At 52.5% G+C, this 19,020-nt stretch carries 13 protein-coding genes; 7 read left to right on the top strand and 6 right to left on the bottom strand.

The genetic code is table 11. The features are described from left to right. Positions 1–78: 78 nt before the first annotated feature. The 5 genes from NST23_RS27395 to NST23_RS27375 all read right to left on the bottom strand — a co-directional run bounded on the left by NST23_RS27395 (position 79) and on the right by NST23_RS27375 (position 4,618). Positions 79–681 carry a class D sortase gene (locus NST23_RS27395; protein WP_122962407.1) on the bottom strand — a complete coding sequence of 201 codons (603 nt, stop codon included), beginning with the start codon at positions 679–681 and terminating at the stop codon, positions 79–81. Positions 682–954: 273 nt separating this feature from the next. Next, positions 955–1,587, bottom strand: coding sequence for a LysE family translocator (locus NST23_RS27390; protein ID WP_122962408.1), 633 nt, complete (start codon positions 1,585–1,587; stop codon positions 955–957). Positions 1,588–1,749: 162 nt separating this feature from the next. Beyond that, entirely contained in the window at positions 1,750–3,522 is a 1,773-nt protein-coding gene (locus NST23_RS27385) for an SH3 domain-containing protein (RefSeq protein ID WP_340965027.1), read from the bottom strand. A gap of 14 nt (positions 3,523–3,536) precedes the next feature. Further along, the gene (locus NST23_RS27380) at positions 3,537–4,472 is read right to left on the bottom strand and encodes a hypothetical protein (RefSeq protein WP_122962409.1); all 936 of its coding nucleotides are present in this window, start codon (positions 4,470–4,472) and stop codon (positions 3,537–3,539) included. Continuing rightward, positions 4,469–4,618 (bottom strand): hypothetical protein, encoded by a 150-nt coding sequence (locus NST23_RS27375; protein ID WP_007778284.1) that lies wholly within the window; start codon positions 4,616–4,618, stop codon positions 4,469–4,471. The genes NST23_RS27380 and NST23_RS27375 overlap by 4 nt, the downstream gene beginning before the upstream one ends. Positions 4,619–4,800: 182 nt before the next feature. On the opposite strand from NST23_RS27375, the gene NST23_RS27370 reads away from it, so the two are divergent. From NST23_RS27370 to NST23_RS27340, 7 genes are read left to right on the top strand one after another with little or no spacing between them, the layout of a single operon-like run. Then, complete coding sequence (locus NST23_RS27370; RefSeq protein WP_122962410.1) at positions 4,801–6,594, top strand: vWA domain-containing protein; 1,794 nt, start codon at positions 4,801–4,803, stop codon at positions 6,592–6,594. 13 nt (positions 6,595–6,607) lie between these two features. After that, on the top strand, positions 6,608–9,991 hold the full coding sequence (locus NST23_RS27365; RefSeq protein ID WP_340965024.1) for a tubulin-like doman-containing protein: 3,384 nt from the start codon (positions 6,608–6,610) through the stop codon (positions 9,989–9,991). Positions 9,992–10,004: 13 nt separating this feature from the next. Beyond that, a complete protein-coding gene (locus tag NST23_RS27360; protein ID WP_173600084.1) occupies positions 10,005–12,353 on the top strand; it encodes a hypothetical protein in 2,349 nt (782 codons plus the stop codon). Continuing rightward, entirely contained in the window at positions 12,350–13,627 is a 1,278-nt protein-coding gene (locus NST23_RS27355) for a vWA domain-containing protein (protein ID WP_242773625.1), read from the top strand. The genes NST23_RS27360 and NST23_RS27355 overlap by 4 nt, the downstream gene beginning before the upstream one ends. 17 nt (positions 13,628–13,644) lie before the next feature. Further along, positions 13,645–14,280, top strand: coding sequence for a beta-mannanase (locus NST23_RS27350; protein WP_340965021.1), 636 nt, complete (start codon positions 13,645–13,647; stop codon positions 14,278–14,280). Between the two features lie 12 nt (positions 14,281–14,292). Further along, positions 14,293–15,558, top strand: coding sequence for a TRAFAC clade GTPase domain-containing protein (locus tag NST23_RS27345; RefSeq protein WP_122962415.1), 1,266 nt, complete (start codon positions 14,293–14,295; stop codon positions 15,556–15,558). Next, entirely contained in the window at positions 15,558–18,065 is a 2,508-nt protein-coding gene (locus NST23_RS27340) for a GAP1-N2 domain-containing protein (protein WP_340965018.1), read from the top strand. Before NST23_RS27345 ends, NST23_RS27340 begins: the two co-directional genes overlap by 1 nt. 239 nt (positions 18,066–18,304) lie before the next feature. Here NST23_RS27340 and NST23_RS27335 read toward each other — a convergent pair whose 3' ends face one another. Beyond that, a complete protein-coding gene (locus tag NST23_RS27335) occupies positions 18,305–18,913 on the bottom strand; it encodes a cupin domain-containing protein (protein WP_122962417.1) in 609 nt (202 codons plus the stop codon). Positions 18,914–19,020 lie beyond the last annotated feature (107 nt).

Genomic DNA, 19,020 nt, shown 5'->3' with positions numbered 1-19,020 from the left:
CTCCTCCTGTCATTTAAAAAAGCACTGCCAGAAGAGAAAACCAATGCTGCCCGGCATGGATGGTTGGTTGCATCATCGTCAACTTTTCGCGGAAAGCTTCGCCTGCACGATCAATCGCTCCCGCGGGTTTTTCGCTCCGACAGGCGTGCAGGTGACCAAGGTGAGCAATGGCTCTGCCTGATCGTCCAGCACCTCTACTTGAGTGCGATCGACGACAAACGTTTTGACGATGACAAAACGGTAGTTGGCTGTTTTCGTTTGAATGTCGATTTCATCATTCGGCGCCAGCTCATCCAGCCGATTGAACTGCTTGCCGCGTGTTGCTCCGCGATGCCCTGCCAGCCCGACGTTGTTTTTTCCAAATTCCTTATCCGGCTCGATCATCCCGGCCCCTTTATTCAGAACCAGGGAATCTGCGCCTGCAAAAATTATCATTTCCAAGTCAATTTTAGGAATCCGGATCACGCCTTTGGCCCCTGCAAGCAAGGCAGCGGGCGCAGAAGTCTGAGCAGTTGGCGCAGTGGTTTTTTCTGCTGGTACATGCTCGCTTACGCTACCCATCTGCTCGAAAGCGTAGATGAGTTGTTTTTGTTTTTGATCGTGCCGTTCCAACTCCCATTGCGGGTAGAAAAGAAAAGCCAAGCCTGCGAGGATAAATCCAATGCCAACGAGTACCCGCACTTGTCTATCCCCCTTCGTTAGCCATGCCTGTGTGCATACTCACTCCTTTCCTGTCTCGTTTGCGAGCCCGTTCCAGCGATGGCATCTTTTCGTACAAAGTTGTCGGGTTCAAAAAAGCTGCCCGGTTTGCGCCATGCAAGGAAGTAGAAAAAAATGCCTGAACCCATAGTAAATTTCCGCCCTATACAAATTCTCTACAGCACAAAAAAGCCGGGCGGAGAAAGGCTCCAGCCCGACTTGGCAGTTGGTTTTGTTAGCAAAAAACATTCACTTTTACGGAGTAGCTTTAGCACGCAGCAAGTTCAGTCCCATCCCGATGAAGACAACTCCTGTGAGCTTGTTCAATACCACAGAAATCTTCGGATTGCTGCGCAATTTTGCGGTGGCAAATGACGCGAAAAGCGCGATGATGCTGCACCAGATTCCGCCTGTTACGGTAAAAGTCAGGCCAAGCAGGAGAAAAGGCAGCGCTCCGGCGTCTGACGTACTGACAAACTGCGGGAGGAAGGCAATGAAGAACAAAGCAACCTTTGGATTGGTCAGACTGGTGAGAACACCTTGCCAATACACTTTCTCGGTGTTGGCGTGCTGCGTGGCGGCACGATCCATCGACAGAGGCTCTTTGGTCAGGAACATGCGAACGCCGAGATAGACAAGATAGGCGACGCCGAGAATTTTAACGATGGTAAAAAGCAAAAGCGACTGCGCCAAAAGCATGGACAAACCAAAGGCTGCGAGCAGCGTGTGGATCAGCGAGCCCGTCAATATCCCGAACACAGACTGGATTCCCGCCCGTCGTCCCTGGGCAATGCTGCGCGAAATAATGTACATCGTGTCAGTGCCGGGGATCAGATTTAACATGATTGCTGTGAGCAAGAACGCTTCATAATGAACGATGCCAAACATGGTGGGTCTCCTCGCTGTTTCCAAAAGTGAACAAAGAACTAAGGAGCAATTATAGAATAATCTGATTGTGGATTCAACGGAAAAAATAGAAAGCTCCCACCGCATTACAGAGCGTGCGATGGAAGCTGTTTCTTTTTCGATAGGCGAGGCACTGGCACTTCCTTACGGAGAGGGAGCGGAGTCAGGCTTTCTGGCGGGAATCCACCCGTCTTTTCCGTCAAACTCAATCCGATACCAGCCGTTCATCTCCTCGACAGGCTGAGGCGGCGCGTCTTTTGCCACTTGACCGATGACCGGATACTCTTGGCCTGGCCCTGCATACACCTGGATGGTCTGGGACGAAGAGCTGTTATCCGTTTGTTCACCCTCACTCGCGCCCTGATCGACCGACGAAGCATCATCAGGCTCGCTAGTCCCGGAGTCCGTGCTGTCCGGGAGCATGTCTGCCAGCTTGGAAATATACTCAAGGCCATCCCTGGTCAATTTGAACAAGGCGTATTCCTTCTCGCCTTTGCCGACCGCATTTTTCAAAACGACATGCTCGCGATCTTCCACGCCGAAATCATCTGCCTCTGCGAAAAACACCCGTGTCAACTTTTCCGCGGACAACTCCGGCAGCAGTCCGACATAGGCAAATGGGCGTTCTTTTCCGGCCGATTGCACGAAAATCAACGGAGCTTTTTCCGCTCCAAGCTCACTCGCCAGCTTGGCGGTAGCCGATTTCATGTCGACTTCGAGCGGCTGCTCCAGATAGAGCAGGGAGTCATTTGGCATTTTCGCTGCCAGATAGAGACGCTGGTCTGCTTCCACGAGTCCGAAAGCGTAGAGCTTGGCTCCCCACAACTCAGTGCCGGAGGTGATTTTGGTAAAAAGCTTGTCTGGATATTTCGCTTCCAGCATGTGGCCGGGATCGTAATCGAGCCAGCGATTCTCTACTTCGCTTACGAGCGTGCTGATATCCTGCAACGGATTCAGTTGCTGATACAGCTCAATCGCTTTTTGAAACTTGTGCGCTTTGACCAATTGCTCGGCCTGCTTGAAGTAGGCTTCCACTTGCTTGCTGATCGCTTCGAGCGTCGGCGAATCGGTGGGGAGGACATCCCCGATTTTGCGGTACGCCTCAGCCATGTCGACGAAGGCGGCAAGGTCTTGCTTGCGAATCGCTTCTCTCAATTCGTCCTTCGCGTATTTTTCCAACCGGGTAAGCAGCCAGCTTGCATCGACACCTTGCTGCGTGTAGTGGCGCAAGCTCGACGCTGTTCGCGTGATTACTTCGTCAAAAGAGGCATTGGCAATCAAAGCACGCAGCTTCGCTTTTTCATAGTCGGCAAAAAGCGCAAGCAGCTCGTCCTGTTTCGCCTGTTTTCCACCGTAATACTCGTCAGGAATGGCGATCAGCGTGTCGATAAAGGACTCGTCCCGATAGCTTTGCTTCTCCAGATTTTCCTTGGACTGCGCCTTCGCCTGTTGCAGCGCCTGCTGATAGTAGTCGGCCAACTTTTTCTCCAGATTGATCTGCGCAGTGAACTGCTGAAAAAAGGCAGAGGCTGTGCCAGCCGTGCCGTTGTACTTTTCCCGCATCGTCTGGTAAATCCGATAGGCAGCAAGCACGTTCTCGTCCTGCTTACCCATTATGGCCGTCTGCAATTTTTGCTGAAGCTCCTCCAGCTCACGGCGCATGGCGCTCAACCGGGTCATGACAACAGTCCACTCTTCGTCTCCGTACGATAGCGTCGCCATGTCGCTGGCACGGGCAAAGCTTTCCTCGGCTTGAAGCAATTGATTGGCGTCATAAAACGACTTCGCCTGATCGTACAGCGCAATCTGCCTGTAGCCGAGCGCCAATTTGACGCAGACAGCGACAAGTGCGAGCGAAAACAGGACGAGCGCGGCATTTCGGACAAAGAGCGATTTTTGATAGGAGGATATTTTCATCAAAGGCTGCTCCCTCACAATACTCCTTTAAAGTCAGGGTCAAATGCAAAATGAGTATCCACCCTGTTTTTAGCAAAATGGTATAATTGTTCCCAGTTCTCGTTGCGATGGTCCCTGATCATTTTGGCGAGTCGCAGCAGTCGCTCACGCGGCAAATAATCGATAAACTCGATGATCAAATCTTGATACTCTTCCACATACGCTCTCATCCGCAGCGCCGCACCAGCCACTTGTCCAATCAGTTGCTCGCCGTTTTCGAGCAGCAAAATTTGCGCTTTGTAGCGCCTGACATAATCGAGCACCGCTTTTTTGACGAGCGATGGCTGTACTTTGACTACTTCACGCAAATATTCCATAAAGTCTTTGTCATAAGTCGATGGGATGAGTGTTTCCAGCTCAAGCTCCATGTCTTTTCGCAGCACAAAATGGTTCAGAAACATGATTTTGCGAATTTTAATCGTATCAGAGTCAACGAAGTAGCCGATTTCCCGTGTTTTTTCGTAGGCTTCCTTGATCTGTCCTGCTTTGACGTCAGCGCCTACTTGTTCCAGGTGGTAGAGAAACGATTTTTTCAGAGCTTCTTCCTCCTGGCTGAAAAAGGTTTGCAGTTGAGCGTCCTTTTCATAAGAGCCGTACTTTTTTTGGATAACGAAAAACAGGCAGACAAAAAGCAGACCAACGCCTATGGCAATGGCGATCTCCGTCAGAGTCGTGGCACAGAGAATCGCGAGGCAGACGAACAAGCCCAGAAGCAAAAAGCGTGTCTGAACATACCGGCGAGTCACGGCAGCAGATACTTCCCGCACAGGAGTGTACGCTCGTCTGCATGTCTCGCAGTGCGTATCCCACAGCACGTGGTAAGTATGGCATCGCTTGCAGGCCTGGATTCGTTCAAAAGCGTGCTTTGTTTTGCGGGTTTTTCGGAATTGGACACCGATTCGTTTTTTCATGGCTGATTCCTCTTCTCGTTTAACAAGCGATGCAGATGCTGGTCGATTTCGGCTGCCGAGAGATTGCGCCGTTTCAGTCGCAGCAGCTTGAAAAAGCGCACTGCCAGCAGCAAAAAAGCGGCAAAGAGAAGAAAGTAAGTTAACATAAAAATTCTCCCTCATGAAAGTGTCGAAATCTGTAACAAAGAATCACGTCGTATCGTATTACGAGTAGGAGGACAAGCAATTATCTACTACTTTTTCACTACTCTTCAATCTAGTGGTAATAGTGTCACAGTCTTTCTTCGTTTGCAATAGTGCTTAAATTCTGTATGCAAGAGGGGTTCCCATGAAAAAGTTACGTTTTGGCATGTGGTATCGATACGCGCTGTGTCTCATGTTTCTGTTTGTCACAGTCATCTGGAGCGCTCATCCCGGCTACGCGCAAACCGTCGGAAACAACATGGACGCTGTACTGGTCGTCGATGTCAGCAATTCGATGACACAAAGCGACAAAAACAAGGTAAGCAATGAAGCAATGAAAATGTTCGTCGACATGACGTCCATTCAGGCGAACAAAATCGGTGTCGTCTCGTATACCGACAAAATCGAGCGTGAAAAAGCGCTGATTCAAGTTAATTCCGAGGAAGACAAGAAGGACATCAAAGCGTTCATCGACAGTCTGCAAAAAGGAGCGTACACCGATATTTCCGTAGGAGTGACGGAGGCGGTAAAAATTCTCGATGCAGGGCATGATCCGGCAAATGCGCCGATCATTGTCTTGCTGGCGGACGGCAACAACTTTTTGAACAAGGCTTCTGGCAGGACGCAGTCCCAATCGGATCAGGAGCTACAAGAGGCAGTGAAAGCGGCAAAAGCGAAGGGCTATCCGATTTACACCATCGGGCTGAATGCGGATGGACAGCTCAACCGGACGACCTTGCAGCAAATTGCTACAGAGACGAATGGTAAATTTTTCGAAACAAGCACAGCGGACAAGCTCCCGCAAATATTAAGTGAAATTTTTGCCAATCATTTGAAGCTGAAAGTCGTTCCGGTGAAAAGTTTCACGGCGAACGGCCAGACCCAGGAAGTCCCGATTTCCATTCCGAACGCAAGCGTCATGGAAGCAAACATTTCCATCATGTCTGGAAAAGCAGTAGAAGTGAAGCTGTTCGATCCAAGCGGCAAACAAGTGCCGATCCCGTCTAATGAAGTGCGTTTGTCCAAGTCGAACGCGTACACCATGCTCAAGCTGGTGAAGCCGCAGCAGGGAGACTGGAAGCTGCAAGTAAAAGGCGTGCCAAAGGAAAAAATCGACATCAACCTCATCTTCAACTACGACTTGCAGCTTGCGGCGGAGCCAATCAAGGCAACCAGCTTCAAGGCAGGGGATGTTGTTCCGATCAAGGCAGCACTGGAGTCCAACGGCCAAAAGCTTGCCAGCCCTGATTTGTACAAGCCGATGAAGGCTACGTTGATCGTGACGGACAAGACAGATAACAAGACGAGCGAGCAGGCTTTGCAGAACACGGGAAGCGGGTTTGAAGGAAGCTTCACCATTCCGGCCGACCATTCGTACGAACTGAAAATCAAGGCGGAAGACAGCAGTTTTTATCGCGAGACGAAGCCGATTGCGATTGATGCAGCAAAGACAGGCACGGGAGCAACGACACAGCAGCCGACTACGACCAGCCCAGCCGCTGAGTCGAAACCATTTCCGTGGCTGACCGTACTAGGAGGTGCAGGGGTTCTTCTCCTGCTGGTTGGCGGCGGCTTGTACGCCTGGGCAATCTGGCGCAAGGCCAACAAAGGCTTCGCGGGACAGATCGCGATCGAGATCGTGGACGAGGATACCGGAGAGAAATCCAGTCCGCAGTACAAAAAACTGAGCGCGTTCAAGGGAAAAGTGAAGCTGCACCAACTGCTGCAACTCGCACCGGAGTTTGCGGAGACTGACAAAGTCATCTTTTTGCCCGGAAAAAATGACACGCTGATCATCGAAAATCGCTCCACCTGCCGGATCGAAAAGGCAGGGCGCGTGCTCGACGTCAGCCGGGGCAAGGAACTGAAGAAGAACGACCGCATCAAAATTTCATTAACGAATGTCAACAAGTCCGTTTTTGTAGACTACATCGTCTAGGAGTGGATCAAACATGAAAGCAGTAGTGAGAGAGCATATCCAACAATTGGACGTATCGCTTGGCGGCGGTATCGTCAGTGACAAAATACGTGTAGACACCATCGACAACCCGATGCTCGTCATCGGTCTGGGTGGTACAGGCATCGATGCGCTGCTGCGCTTGAAGTACCAGGTGAACAGACGCTTCAAGCTGCCGGTAGACGCGCTTTCGAAAAAGCGCAAGGAGAAGCCGGACAATATCGAATTTATCGCGTTTGAGACGAACGAGCACGACCGCAACAAAAAGTACAAAGGCATCGGACTCGATCCGGTGACTGAGTTTGTGCTTTTGTCCAACCCGGAAATCGGCGGCGTGCTGCAAAACCGCAGCATTTTGGAGCCGTACATCACGGACTGGCTCTCGCCGGAGCTGACGATTACGGACGGGATCAGCGGTGCGTCCGGTGTGCGCCAGGCAGGACGACTGCTGTTGTTCACGAAAATCACGCAAGTCGTGCAAACGATCGAGAAAAAAATCAAAATGCTTTGCGAGGGCACGAACAAAAAGCTGACGGTCTTCCTGTTGAGCGGTCTGTCCGGCGGAACGGGCAGCGGCTGTTTCCTCGATATCGCCTACATCGTGCGCGGGATTTTGGAGCGGGATTTCGGCAGCGCGGGAGTGGACAAGGTCAACACGCTCGGCTATCTGTTTACGCCGGACGTCAACCTGTCGAACAAAAGCCTTAGCTCGCACACGCGCGACTACATCATGAAAAACGGCTACGCGGCTCTGAAAGAGCTTGATTACTGGATGAATGCGGACGAGCGCCAGGAGCGTTTCCGTCAGCAATACGGCAGTGTCCTGACCGTCCAGTCGCCGATGCCGCCGTTCAACCTGTGCCACTTGATTTCGGCGACCAACCTTGAGGGCAAAGCGCTGGAAAACGCCTACGACTACTGCATGAACGTCACCGCCGAGAACATTACGAACTTCATGGCGAGCGAAGAAAAGCGCTCAGGCGAAGAATTTGCGATTCACGACTACATCAGCAACATCCGTACGAACATCAACCAGATGCCAAAATCGTACGCGGCCAACTACCAATACAACGTCATCGGCGCTTCCTCCGCTGTTTTGCCGATTGAGGAAATGACGACGTATCTCGCATACCGCTTGTTCAAAAAGATGGAGAAAATGTTCCAGGTCGCTCCGACGCAAGAGGATGCGGAGAAATTCGCCCGCAAGCTCGGCATTGATATCGATTCGATTTCCCGCAAATTCGAAGAGCGGGTGCCGGAGCCGTTGCCAGGCTATGAGAACAGCGAACGGCTGAACTACAGCAACGTCATTTCGCAGCAAGTCGTGAGCATCGATCATGAGCTGGAACAAGGCTACCTGGCAAAAGCGCGGGAAGCGTACATCAAATGCAAAAAGCAGACGCCTGGCGAAATGATCGGCGTGTTCGGAGAAATGATTACCCGTGTTTTCCTGCATCCGCAGCAAGGGCCGTTTTACGCGTCCCGCCTGATTCATTCGGACAAAGGCTTTTGCCTGATGAAAATGATCCTCTCTTACGTGGAGAGCCTGAAAGCGACGCTGGAAAGCTACCCGCGGGAGATTGAGGGTGCGCACGAGAACGCCAACGAAAAGCTCGGCGATGCGAGAAGCGCCTTTATCTCCAAGGAGAAAAAGAAAAACAGCTACATCGAAGCGAAAATCAACGAGTACCAGCTTTTGGCTGATCAGGAGAAGCTGGAGCAAATGATCGAGTTTTACGAAGAGCTGCACCGTTTGCTGAATGCGGAAAACAATCGCATTTACAACGTGTTCACAGAGATTTTGAACGCGCTCAACCTGATTTTTGAGCAAAACGGAGACATTTTGATCAACGGCGGGGAAGAGAGTGACCGCACAGGCAACAAAACGTACTACTGGAACATCGTCAGTGTGCCGGACATTGCCAAAGTAGTCGGGAACATTTTGGAGCAAAAGGATGCGGAGGACCTGATCCGCGACTTCACGAGCGAGCTGCTCCGCCATTCCGACAAGTGGGTCAAAGAACAGGAGCTGGATATCGTCAGCTCGATCTCGGAGTTCCTCTCGGAGAAATTCGGCGAGCTGATTACGAAGTCGATGGAAGAGTTCCTCGTGATCAAATACGGGCAGGACGAGACGCTTGACCGCATCGTGGAGCGCAAAATCGCCAGCAAGCTGGACGAAGAGGCGATTCCGGTCTTCCACCTGAGCAACAATCTCGGCAACATGCACTTCCCTTCCTGGGGCTTCGTCTCTGTTCCGTTGAAAGCACCGTCGATCTTGAAAGGAATCCGCAACTACCAGGACACAGCCATCAGCGGTTCGCGGTTCACGGTAAAAGAAAGCGAAGTCAAAAACCGGATTTTCTGGCTGAATACGAAAAACGGCGTTCCGCTGTTTGCCTACACGCCGCTGAAAGTGTACGAAGAAAGCTATGAGCGCACGATTCTCGACCGGGAAGGCATTGGCCGCCACCTCGTGCAGACCGAAAAGAACAACTGGGCGTACCTCCCGTCGCCAATCCCGGAAAAATCGTGGGGAGACACTTATCAAAACGACCGGATCAGAGCCTACAACGCAAAAGTGCGGGAACTGTTTGACCGCGGACTGCGCTACGGCAGCATCCGGGAAAAAGGCGACGACAGCAAGACGAGCAACCGCTATGAGTGCGTCGTGACCAAACCGTTCTCCGTCGCCGCTTTTCTGGACAAGCATCAGGGAGGCAACGCCAAGCTGAGTCCCGGCGAGATCAAGCGAGCATTGGCTGAGCTGAAAGGCTTCATGAGAGACGGCCTTCCGGCAGAAACGGTGCGGGATATTTTCGGCAGCATCAACGAAGAGCTGGCGAAGGAAAACTTGATTCGCTCGCCGCAACTGATTCGCCTGTTGGAAGAAGAAGACCGCAAATACGCGGAAATCGAAGCGAAAATCCAGGAGCTGGAGCAAATCGTCAACGCCATCCAGGGCGAGGAAGAGATTTTGACCCGCTATATCGAGGCGCTCTACACAGGCACGATTTGCAAGCGCGGAGCCTTGTACGTCTACGACAAGGACGAAGAAGAGGAAGCGTGGGACCCGTTCGTCAACTTGATGAAGGTGAACAAGCACGTGGAATTTGCCATCTATGAAAAATTCCGCGCGCTCGACCACAAAAGCATGGCGACCCTCCAGCGCAAAGCGACAAAGCGCAGCGACGCGTTTGTGACGGCAGAAAATACCGAGCAGCTGCTGAATAAGCTGGACGAGATTGCAACGGCGTTCCAGGCTGTGAAAAACGATCTGGAGTACGACCGCGACGAGTATGTGAATGGCGAAGAGATGTACCAGTTCTACAAAAAAGTTTGGGCAAAAGTAAACGACATGCGCAAAACGCTGCAATAAGCAAGGAGGAAGCATGAGGGATTTGATTAACGAGTTCGCGACCCAATACGTGGAAGATTTGCAAAGACAGCTGGATAGCGGGTACGGACAGCGGAGCATTCAAAACCCCGTGCTGTTCCTCTTCGTCGGGGACAAGTGCGTGGAGGCGCTGCGAGCTGTCTGTGCGAGCAATGAGCGTGACTGGCAGAACAGCCGCGGCGTTCTCTACGTCCATGCTTATCAGGAGCAGACGTGGGAGCACCCGCAAGTGCTTGGTTGTCGTTTGCCCAAAGCCGATGTCGACAAAAAGACGATGCGTTCCTCCGTTCACGAACGCTTTTTGCAAGACGAAGCAGGGAAGGTAGAGCTGAACAAGCTCATGAAGCTGGCGAGCGTGCGCGTTGCCGAGATGGGCAAGCTGTTTTCGGCCTTTCAGCAAGTAAATATCGCTGTCGTGACCCGGGCCGATGATCCCGCTGCCATTCTTTTGCCCGAGCTGACATTGCTTCTGAAAAGCTACTTGAATGAGCTGTTCAAAAACGTGTCTGCTGATCTGTATGTTTTGTTGCAAGAGCGAAACAACGGGGAGGCATTCGGCTTTTCCTCGGCGCTCTCGGTCAGCTTTTTGGAAGAGCTGAACCATTATCAAAGCAGCGATTTCCGCTATCGGTCGCGTCTGCTTGTGACGGAAGATCTCGTCAAGCTGCCCGTCGAGCACGAGCGGGCGCCGTTGTTCTCGATTGCCTATCTGCTCAGTGACAAGACGGAGCAAGGCTTGTTTATCGAGGGCGGCATGCAGGAAAATTACGAGCTGGTCAGCAAGCTGGTGCTTTTGAACAACAAAAAGGCAGAACATGAGTTCAGCGAAGGCAACGAGGGCTACAGCAAGCTGCAATTCATTCGCAATATGGCAGGAGACGGCTCTGCGACCAGGTTTGCCACAGCAGGCTTGTCCAAAGTGAAGCGGCCGACGCATGCGATCGCGCTGACCGTGCTTGCGGCTGTGTTTGACCGCTATTGGGAGCAGTTGAGAGAGGGCGAGCTTGTGCCGAAAACAAAGGCGCGGGAAAAGCTGGGGCTGTCAGCGCATGAGCTGGAGCGCAAAATGGCGGCGATTTTGCCTGATCCACACGTGCTGGAGGAAATGTCGGGGCTGATGACGTCGGGGATCAGCTATGGGGAGCTGGCAGGCATGACGATGCGCGAAGCGGAGCTGGCGCTGTTCGACGGCAGCAGCCAAGCCTTTTTTGAAGCGAATATCGCTTCCGGCGCGAAGGCCAGGCTGGAGCGGATGCTTGCGCAAGAGCCTTTGGCGGATGTAATTCAGGATCAGGTCGTGGCAGATGAGCGCTTCGGCTTGTATGCCGCCTACCAGCTGACAGCGGAACTGGCCAACGGAGCGAATTTGCAGGACGAGCTGCGAACGGGAATCAGGGAAGCTGCCCGTCAGGTAGAGTTGATCCGTGCCGAGCTGAACGAGATTTATCAGCAGCGGGTCGATCGCCAGGACATTCGGTTAGGCGGTTTTTTCACCCGGGACAAGGAGCGCGTCCGTACGTTTACGCGCCATCTGCTGCAAGTCGTCTATGACAAGAAGCTGGAACTGCTGGAATGGGAGCTTTTGCTCGCCATGCTGGTTGACTACGAGCGACAGGCAGAGGCGATTCACAGGCAGATCGGGGAACAGGTCGAGCAACTGGAAGGTTTGCAAAGGCAACTGCGGGAGATCGCCCAGGCAAGCGTTCGGGAAGCGACCGATTACTTGGGAAAAAACGTGGACGAGTATTACGAGTCGGTCGTCCGCGACACGATGCGCTCGCTGGAAGCGGCAAAAGGCAGCGGATTTTACATGGAGCAGCGCTACATCGGCAGTGGCGCTCTTTTGTTCCAAAACCGGATAGCCGGGCTGGTGGAGCGTTTGTGCCAGTTTTGCCGCAACGAGATTTTGACCCGCTCGCCGTTTGCCCTGTCTTTTGAAGCAGAGCTGCTTGCGCGGGCCAATGTGGGAGCTGCTTACGATAACCGGACAGTCCTGACCCGTGACGATTTGTTTTTGGACTTGTCGCAAGTGCTGGAACAGCGGGCAGCGGTTCATATCGAAGTGTTTCATTTCTTGCAAAAGCACCGTTACGAGGAAAAGTATTTGTTCGCGGATATTCACAACGACTTCGTCCAGTACGTGCTGCGTCAGGATGAAGGCAACAGAACCTACAAGCAAGGCTGCATCCACGAAGAGCAAAAAAGCGGGATAGAAAAAATGAACCTGATGGGTGGATTCGGCGTGGAGGATTTGATGTTTTACCGCAACAACAAGAAGTATCACTCCTCCTATGAGGAGAGCGGCTTTGTGTTTGGCCGCGTGGGAGAGGAGGGAACGTCATGAGTCAGAGGAAGCTGAGCCTGCTCATGGTTGTTTGCAGTCTGGTGGGCGGCGTCATCGGTTTTTTTGTAGGAGAAGTCATTCTGGAGCGTCTGGCTGGCGAGATGGCGCACTGGCTGTTAATTGGACTTTATTTTGGTCAATATGCTTTTTTCGTAGGGTTGATGTGCCTGCTCGCAGAAATGATCTCGCCGCGTTTGAACGGATTGGGCTGGAAGCAGCGCTATCTGGGCTTTTCCTGGAAAATGCTCGTGCCGAGCACCTTTGTCATGGTAGGTGTCGTGGCGATGCTGCTCCAATTGCTGTACGGCTCGTCTTTTCAAGTATCGAGCGGAGCGAACAACATCGTCATGCTGCTGGACACCTCTGGCAGCATGCAGCAGTCTGACCCGGACAACCAGCTGTTCAAGGCTGCTGCGGACATGGTGCAAAAAATGGACAACGACATGAAGATTGCTGTCGTCACGTTTAACGATCAGACACAAGTGTTGCAGCCGCTCGTAGCACTGAGCAGCCAGGCAACCAAGGACGATGTCGTGCAAAAGCTGTTGAATTTTCCCCGCACAGATGGGGGAACGAGCATCGATCTGGCGTTGAAGGCGGGCCTTGACCAGCTTCTCGCGGCCCAGCAAGTCGAGAACAGCACGGTTGTGCTGATGTCGGACGGATACACCAGCCTGGATATTCCTGCTGCACTGGCGCCTTTCAAGCAGCATCAGGTGATCGTCCATACGGTCGGAATGAGCCAGATGGACGCGGACGGTACGCGTCTTTTGGAGCAAATTGCCGCTGAAACCGGGGGCCGTTATTTCAACGTCGAGCACGCTGACGAAATGACGGGCATCTTTGGCCAGATTTACGATATGAGCAGACAAGATCGCAATCTCGTTCTCGAACGGACGGGAGCAACCGCACAAAGCACGGTGTACGCGATTTTGCGCGTGGTCAGCTTGCTGATCATCGGCGGTTTGCTCGGCTTGGCTTTGGGACTGATTTTTGACAATCGTCATTTGGCGAAAAGCTTTATTATTGGCGGCGCGGTGTCCGGCCTGCTGGCGGGGCTTGTACTGGAAATGGGGCTGTCCTCGATTTACTTGCTGGATGTCGTGGTGCGCCTGATCGCCTGCGCCGTACTTGCCGTCATTTTGACGCTGTTTACGCTGTTCATACCGGCTGCGGCCAGTGGCGGCTCGTCTTTTCAACGGCGGAGAATGGCGACACAGCAAAGCCCGCGCGCTTTGGGAGCAAGAGGCGAGAGCAAGCGGTTTGATCTGTAAAGGGAGCATGATGAACGATGATCAATCGGGAGGAAACAACGGAAGCCTTGATCAAAAACGTCACGTGCCAGCAGCAGGGGAGTGACTTCGTGCTGAACTGGCATTGGGGGCAAGACGTCCCTTGCGTCTATGTGCACAAGTCTTTGTTCGGCGCGCCGTTTGATGTCAGCTTGATCGAAGCACACGAATGGAAGCTGTACACGCGCGAGGAGTACAAGGTGCACAAAGGGCTGTGCGAAAAGGCGGATGGCATCGGCAGGTACACGTATCGCATCCTTCCTTGCCGCCTGGAAAACGGCAAGCCGATCCTGCTTGTTCCGCAAGGTGACGCTCATGTGATTCATGTCAGTACAGGGAAGGCAAAAATCTACTACTCATTCAAGCGCAGCGGTAGCTGGTTTCGCAAGCAGCAAGCCTTGCAAATCCGGATTTTTTCGGAGATACCGATTGCCAAAGACGTTTTGTGCTATGTGAAAAAGGAAGGCTCTCCACCTGCTCACAAGGATGACGGAATGCAGTACCCGTTTATTCGGGATTTGGCTCCAGGGGTTAATCTGCTGCCAGAAATCGAGGTCAGGAAAACGGACGTCATCCGCCTCTTTTTTACGGACGGGAAAAAATACGGGGAAATGTACGAACTGATTCCTGAATAGGAGGATGAAGCCATGCTGTCGTTTTTGAAAAACATGTTTGAGAAAAAGCCGCAAGTGAACGAGCGGTTGCCTTTTTACGATATCGTCTGCCCGTACTGCTTTGCCAAATACGGCCCTGAAGAGGTGGTGTTCCGGGCAACCCACTACCGTCAGGACGACGAGGACTACGCCCTGCAAGAAGACGAGATTCTCAATGCGTACCGGGACAAATTCGGTCTGGATGCCATCGACGAGCTGGAAGCGGTCATCGATCCGGAGTCGATTCCGCCGGAAAATCATCTGTATGTCGATCAGGTGCTTGTCGGTGTAACCGATCGGTACGGGATGGTTTCCAAGCGCAGACTGTGCCCCAAGTGCCACAATGAGCTGCCGATTACAGCGGGTAAAGCACCGAGCAACATCATCTCGATTGTCGGAGCTTCCCAGGTGGGCAAATCGGTTTATATGACGTCTCTGATCCATACGCTGCAAAACTCGACAGCGAACCGCTTCCAGGCTGCCTGCATGCCGCTCAATGCCCAAATCAGCCGGAAGTTCCGCGAAAACTATGAAGCGCCGCTGTTCGAGCGCGGCCAGCTTCTCGATTCCACGCAAAAAGAGAAGCGGCAGGAGCCGTTCATTTTTCAGTTCATTTTCAAGGACAGCCAGAAGGCGCCGTTGATTCTCGTCTTTTTCGACGTTGCCGGTGAAGGAATGGTCGATCGCGAGTATTTGGAGCTGTATGCCGCCCACGTGAAAAATTCGTCCGGCATCCTGTTTCTCGTCGATCCGTTGCAAATCAGGACGATTCGTGACCGCGTCATGCTCAGAGCCGGGGATGAACCGGGCGAGTTCACCGCGCGATACGACGAGCCGCGCGAGGTTGTCATCACCTTGTTTGAGAACTTCATTGGCTACCAGGAGCAAAGCAAGACGGATATTCCGACAGCTGTGGTGCTGACGAAAAGCGATATGCTGCATCTGATCAAGGAAGAGGACGGCGAGTATATCAAGTCCAACAGCAACGTGTTCCGCAATTTTGTGCATGAGGAATATTTGAACACGGCTGAATTTGAGAACATCAACGGGGAAATCAGCCGTTTTATCGAGAAAGTGGATCGGCCGTTCAAAGACGCGCTGGAGGTCTACTTTACCAATACGGCCTACTTCGCTGTATCAGCGCTGGGCAGCAATCCGGTCAATCAAAAGGTGAGCGGTGTGGTGACACCAATTCGTGTGGATGAGCCGTTTATCTGGTTGATGCATCAGCTTGATTACATCGAGGGGAGGGAGCGGTAGTGAACCGTCAGCCCATTTTGCAGCAATACTACACACGCGGGCGACAGGGTGTTTTCCGTTCAAACGAAGGCTACGATACCGTGGCCAGGACGCCGGGGCTGGACAACCAATTTATCAAGAAGACACTGCACCCTTTTTGCGTATACGATGCGCCCAGACAGCTTCAGGAGCGGGGGGAGGGCGAGCTGTCTTCCTACCCGGAAGCACTCGTTTGCTTTCACGCAGAGTCGGGAGAGATGGTTCTGGGCAGAAGCGTGTTTGTCGGAGCTGATTTTACCGGCCAGCGAAATACGTTTTTCAGCCACAACTACGTCATTCCTGCCGCGCGACGGGACGAGTTTATTGCGAAGCCGGAGAAAGTTTTCGGGGTGCGTTCGTTCGCGAGCAGCCACGATGACGCGCACGGCAAAGATTTGCCTGCCGTAGACGATCTTCCAGGGCAGCCGGACTTGGCGGTTGACCGGAAGCGGCTGCTTGGGCAGCTCGGGATTGACGAGCGGCTTTTCAAACAGTTGCTCTATGCCGTCATGACCTCGCTCACAGCGAAGAAAAAGGTGTTCATCAGTCTCGATGTCGACATCAGCGAAGCCGCAACCAGGGCAAGCCAACTGCTGGAAGTATTGTACAACTGCTTGCCTTACGAGCTGCGCAGACATTTTGGCTTTCTCACATACAGCAGCGAGCCGCAAAGCAAGAAGCATATTCACGTCATGTTTGTGGAAAAAGGCAGCATTCGCCCGGGCGGCGGACATAGCGACAAGGACTTTTTGTTTGATTTGGCGCTTGGACGGGTGCAAAACGTCGACTTGCAGGATGGCGGACACGAATATCTCGATTTTGCCTGGGAACATGTGAAGGAGCCGCAGGCGCTTGCCCAATTCCATGCGTTTTGCGAGGAAGTGCTTGCGGGGGCTGATCAGTCGCTGGCTTTGCAGCTGCGCACGTATTACGAGCTGTGTGCCCTCTACTTGATCGAAAAAGGGCGGACGGCTGTCTATGAAAAAAATCGGGCAGGTGTATGGCAGGCGCTGGTGAGTTATTTGCGCCACCCTGGTCTTGCGAAAAACAAGCGGCTGCATGATTTGCAACTGTTGCTGTTTCGCATCGAGGTAGAAGCGCTTGCCGAGAAGAAGCTGCCCGACGGCGAGACGATCCGGCAGATGATCGAATCAAGTGATGCGAGCAAGCAGGATCGTCTGCGCGTGGACATGGTTCGCTACTTGCTGAATGTGCTGATGCGAGCGCAAGCAGCGGGACAGCGCGGGCTTTTGTCGGACGTGTTCAAGCATCTGGCTGCCAGCCCTGAGCTGTTTGGCATGACGATGAAGACGATTTTCCAATCCGAGCCATTGATCAAGTCGCTGTTCGAACGGTATTTCAGCGAGCGGCTTGCGGCTGTGACGACGATGGACAGCATGCTGGGAGAAATCCGCTTTTGGGCGCAGATGGCCCCGGAAGCGATGCGCCATGCCTTTTTCGCGGCAGAGACGACCGAGAAGCTGCTTCGCCTGTTCGCGCGTGAAAAAAACAAGCTGGATACCGCAATAGCCATTCACCAGTTTTTCGATAACCTGGACGGCGCGCGAAACCTTGCTGATTCACTGTTGGACGAGCTGGACAAGTCGCTTTTGAAGCTGATTGATCTGGAGAAGCTGTCCAGGGACGACTTTCAGAAGATGATCGCGCTCCTGGAGGAAAAGCCGCAAAGCTTCTTCGGCACGCTGGACGTAGCGAGCAGGCAAAAGCAGGAGATGCTCATGAATGTAGCCCAACTGCGGGAAACGAAGGGGGTTCTGCACCCGACCGAGTTTTTCCGCAAGTGGGAGCGAGAAGAGGTGAGAATCCAGCAGCGAATCATTCAAAACATGCTGGCTTCGCCACTCGATACGGAAGACTTCGCGCACGTGCCGCTCGTCTTTTACCATGAAGACCGCTTTGGCCAGGACGGCTTTCAGTTCACCGAGATGCTCGACTTTGTCCAAAAACACGGCGGGGAAGAAACGCTGTTCTCGTTTGTGCAATGGACGTTGGCACAGCGACTGTTTTTCGAAGGAAAGCAGCTGTTGCCAGCCTATCGACTTGCTCTCAGGCAGCTTTTTCTGGAAAACAAGGCTGAAAGGCTGCGCAACAAAGAATGGCGCAAGCGCTGGTCCGCGTTACGTCATGCCGATTTTCGCAAACTGCTTGAAGAGGTGCGCAGCGAGACAGCCAACCCGTTAGCCAAGCTGTTTCGGCACAAAAAGCTGATGCTTTCCGCTGTCGTCGTCCTGATGGGGGCAGGCGCCGTGGCAGGGTACATGCTCTCGCAGCAGAAGCCGCTGACGGAGCCGGAGCTTCCGCAGGAAAAGCCGGTGACTGAGCAGCCCGTCCCGGATGTGGTCCAGGCCGAATACGTTCCCGCCTACCGACTCATGCTGGAGGAGCCGCATATTCAGCCCGTTCGACAAAAAACAGCAGAAAACGGAACGCAAGACCTAGAGAGTACGGATAAGCCGACGGCGCCATAGAGACATGCTGCCTGGCTGAACGTGCTTTCATTGGGAAACAGGACTGATTTCCCGGTTTGTTTAGCGAGAGCAAACTGGTAAATCAGTCCTAGAAAAAATTTGAAGCATTGGAAATAGGTACAGTGTTTTGCTATCATGGAGGTATCAAGGCAAATTCAATCACTGAACCGGTAGTGCTCGATGAGCTAGGAATGTGTGAAAAGAATCAACATTTGCAGACACCCTACTGGAATGAACAGTCAGGGTGTTTTTTGCAGCGGTTGCTCAGGCAGGGCGTCTTCGACAGTGCCAATGTAGTATTTTTCCAGCGACTTGTCGGCACCTGTCCAATGCGCCAGCTTTGCCAGTAAACCGAACAGCGCTTTTTGCAGGAAAAGAGGCAGGTAGGGAACATAAAATTCCCCCATTTTGAACAGAGTGCCCAAGAGCAGGATGTTTTTAGGCAGGTACTGCTTCAAAAATGGCATGTAGAAGCTGCGACCGTCCGTATCCAGGCCGTATCCGCAACGGACAAACGACTCGAAAGTGCCGGCAGGACGGATTTCCGCGGTGAAGCTGATGAACTCTTTTGAAGGATTGTAAAAGCCGTGAATATGGTCGCGAGGGATGTCCAAAGTCTCTCCCGGCTTCAAAATGATTTTTTTTCCGTCAATTGTTACCTCTAAATTTCCGCTTATCCCTTCAAAGGTTTCCGTAAGTTCGGTATGATAATGTAGAAAAATTCCATTGTCAGGCGGCAGGTCTGTTCGGAAAAGCAAATATTCCCCCTTGGTTTCTTCTGTTGTTTTCAGAAAAGTGACTGTCTCATTGGTGTAAGGGTTACTTACGCTACGACTCAACTTTGCCATAGAGATACCTCCATAAGTATTAGTAGAAAAATAGCAGTTTATGACAGAATATATATTCAATATAGATTATTTGACCTGAAGCAACAACATAAATGATAGGATGTTCT

Source organism: Brevibacillus sp. FSL K6-0770, assembly GCF_038000275.1.
Classification (GTDB): Bacteria; Bacillota; Bacilli; order Brevibacillales; family Brevibacillaceae; genus Brevibacillus; species Brevibacillus parabrevis.
This window is presented reverse-complemented; position numbering and strand designations above follow the sequence as displayed.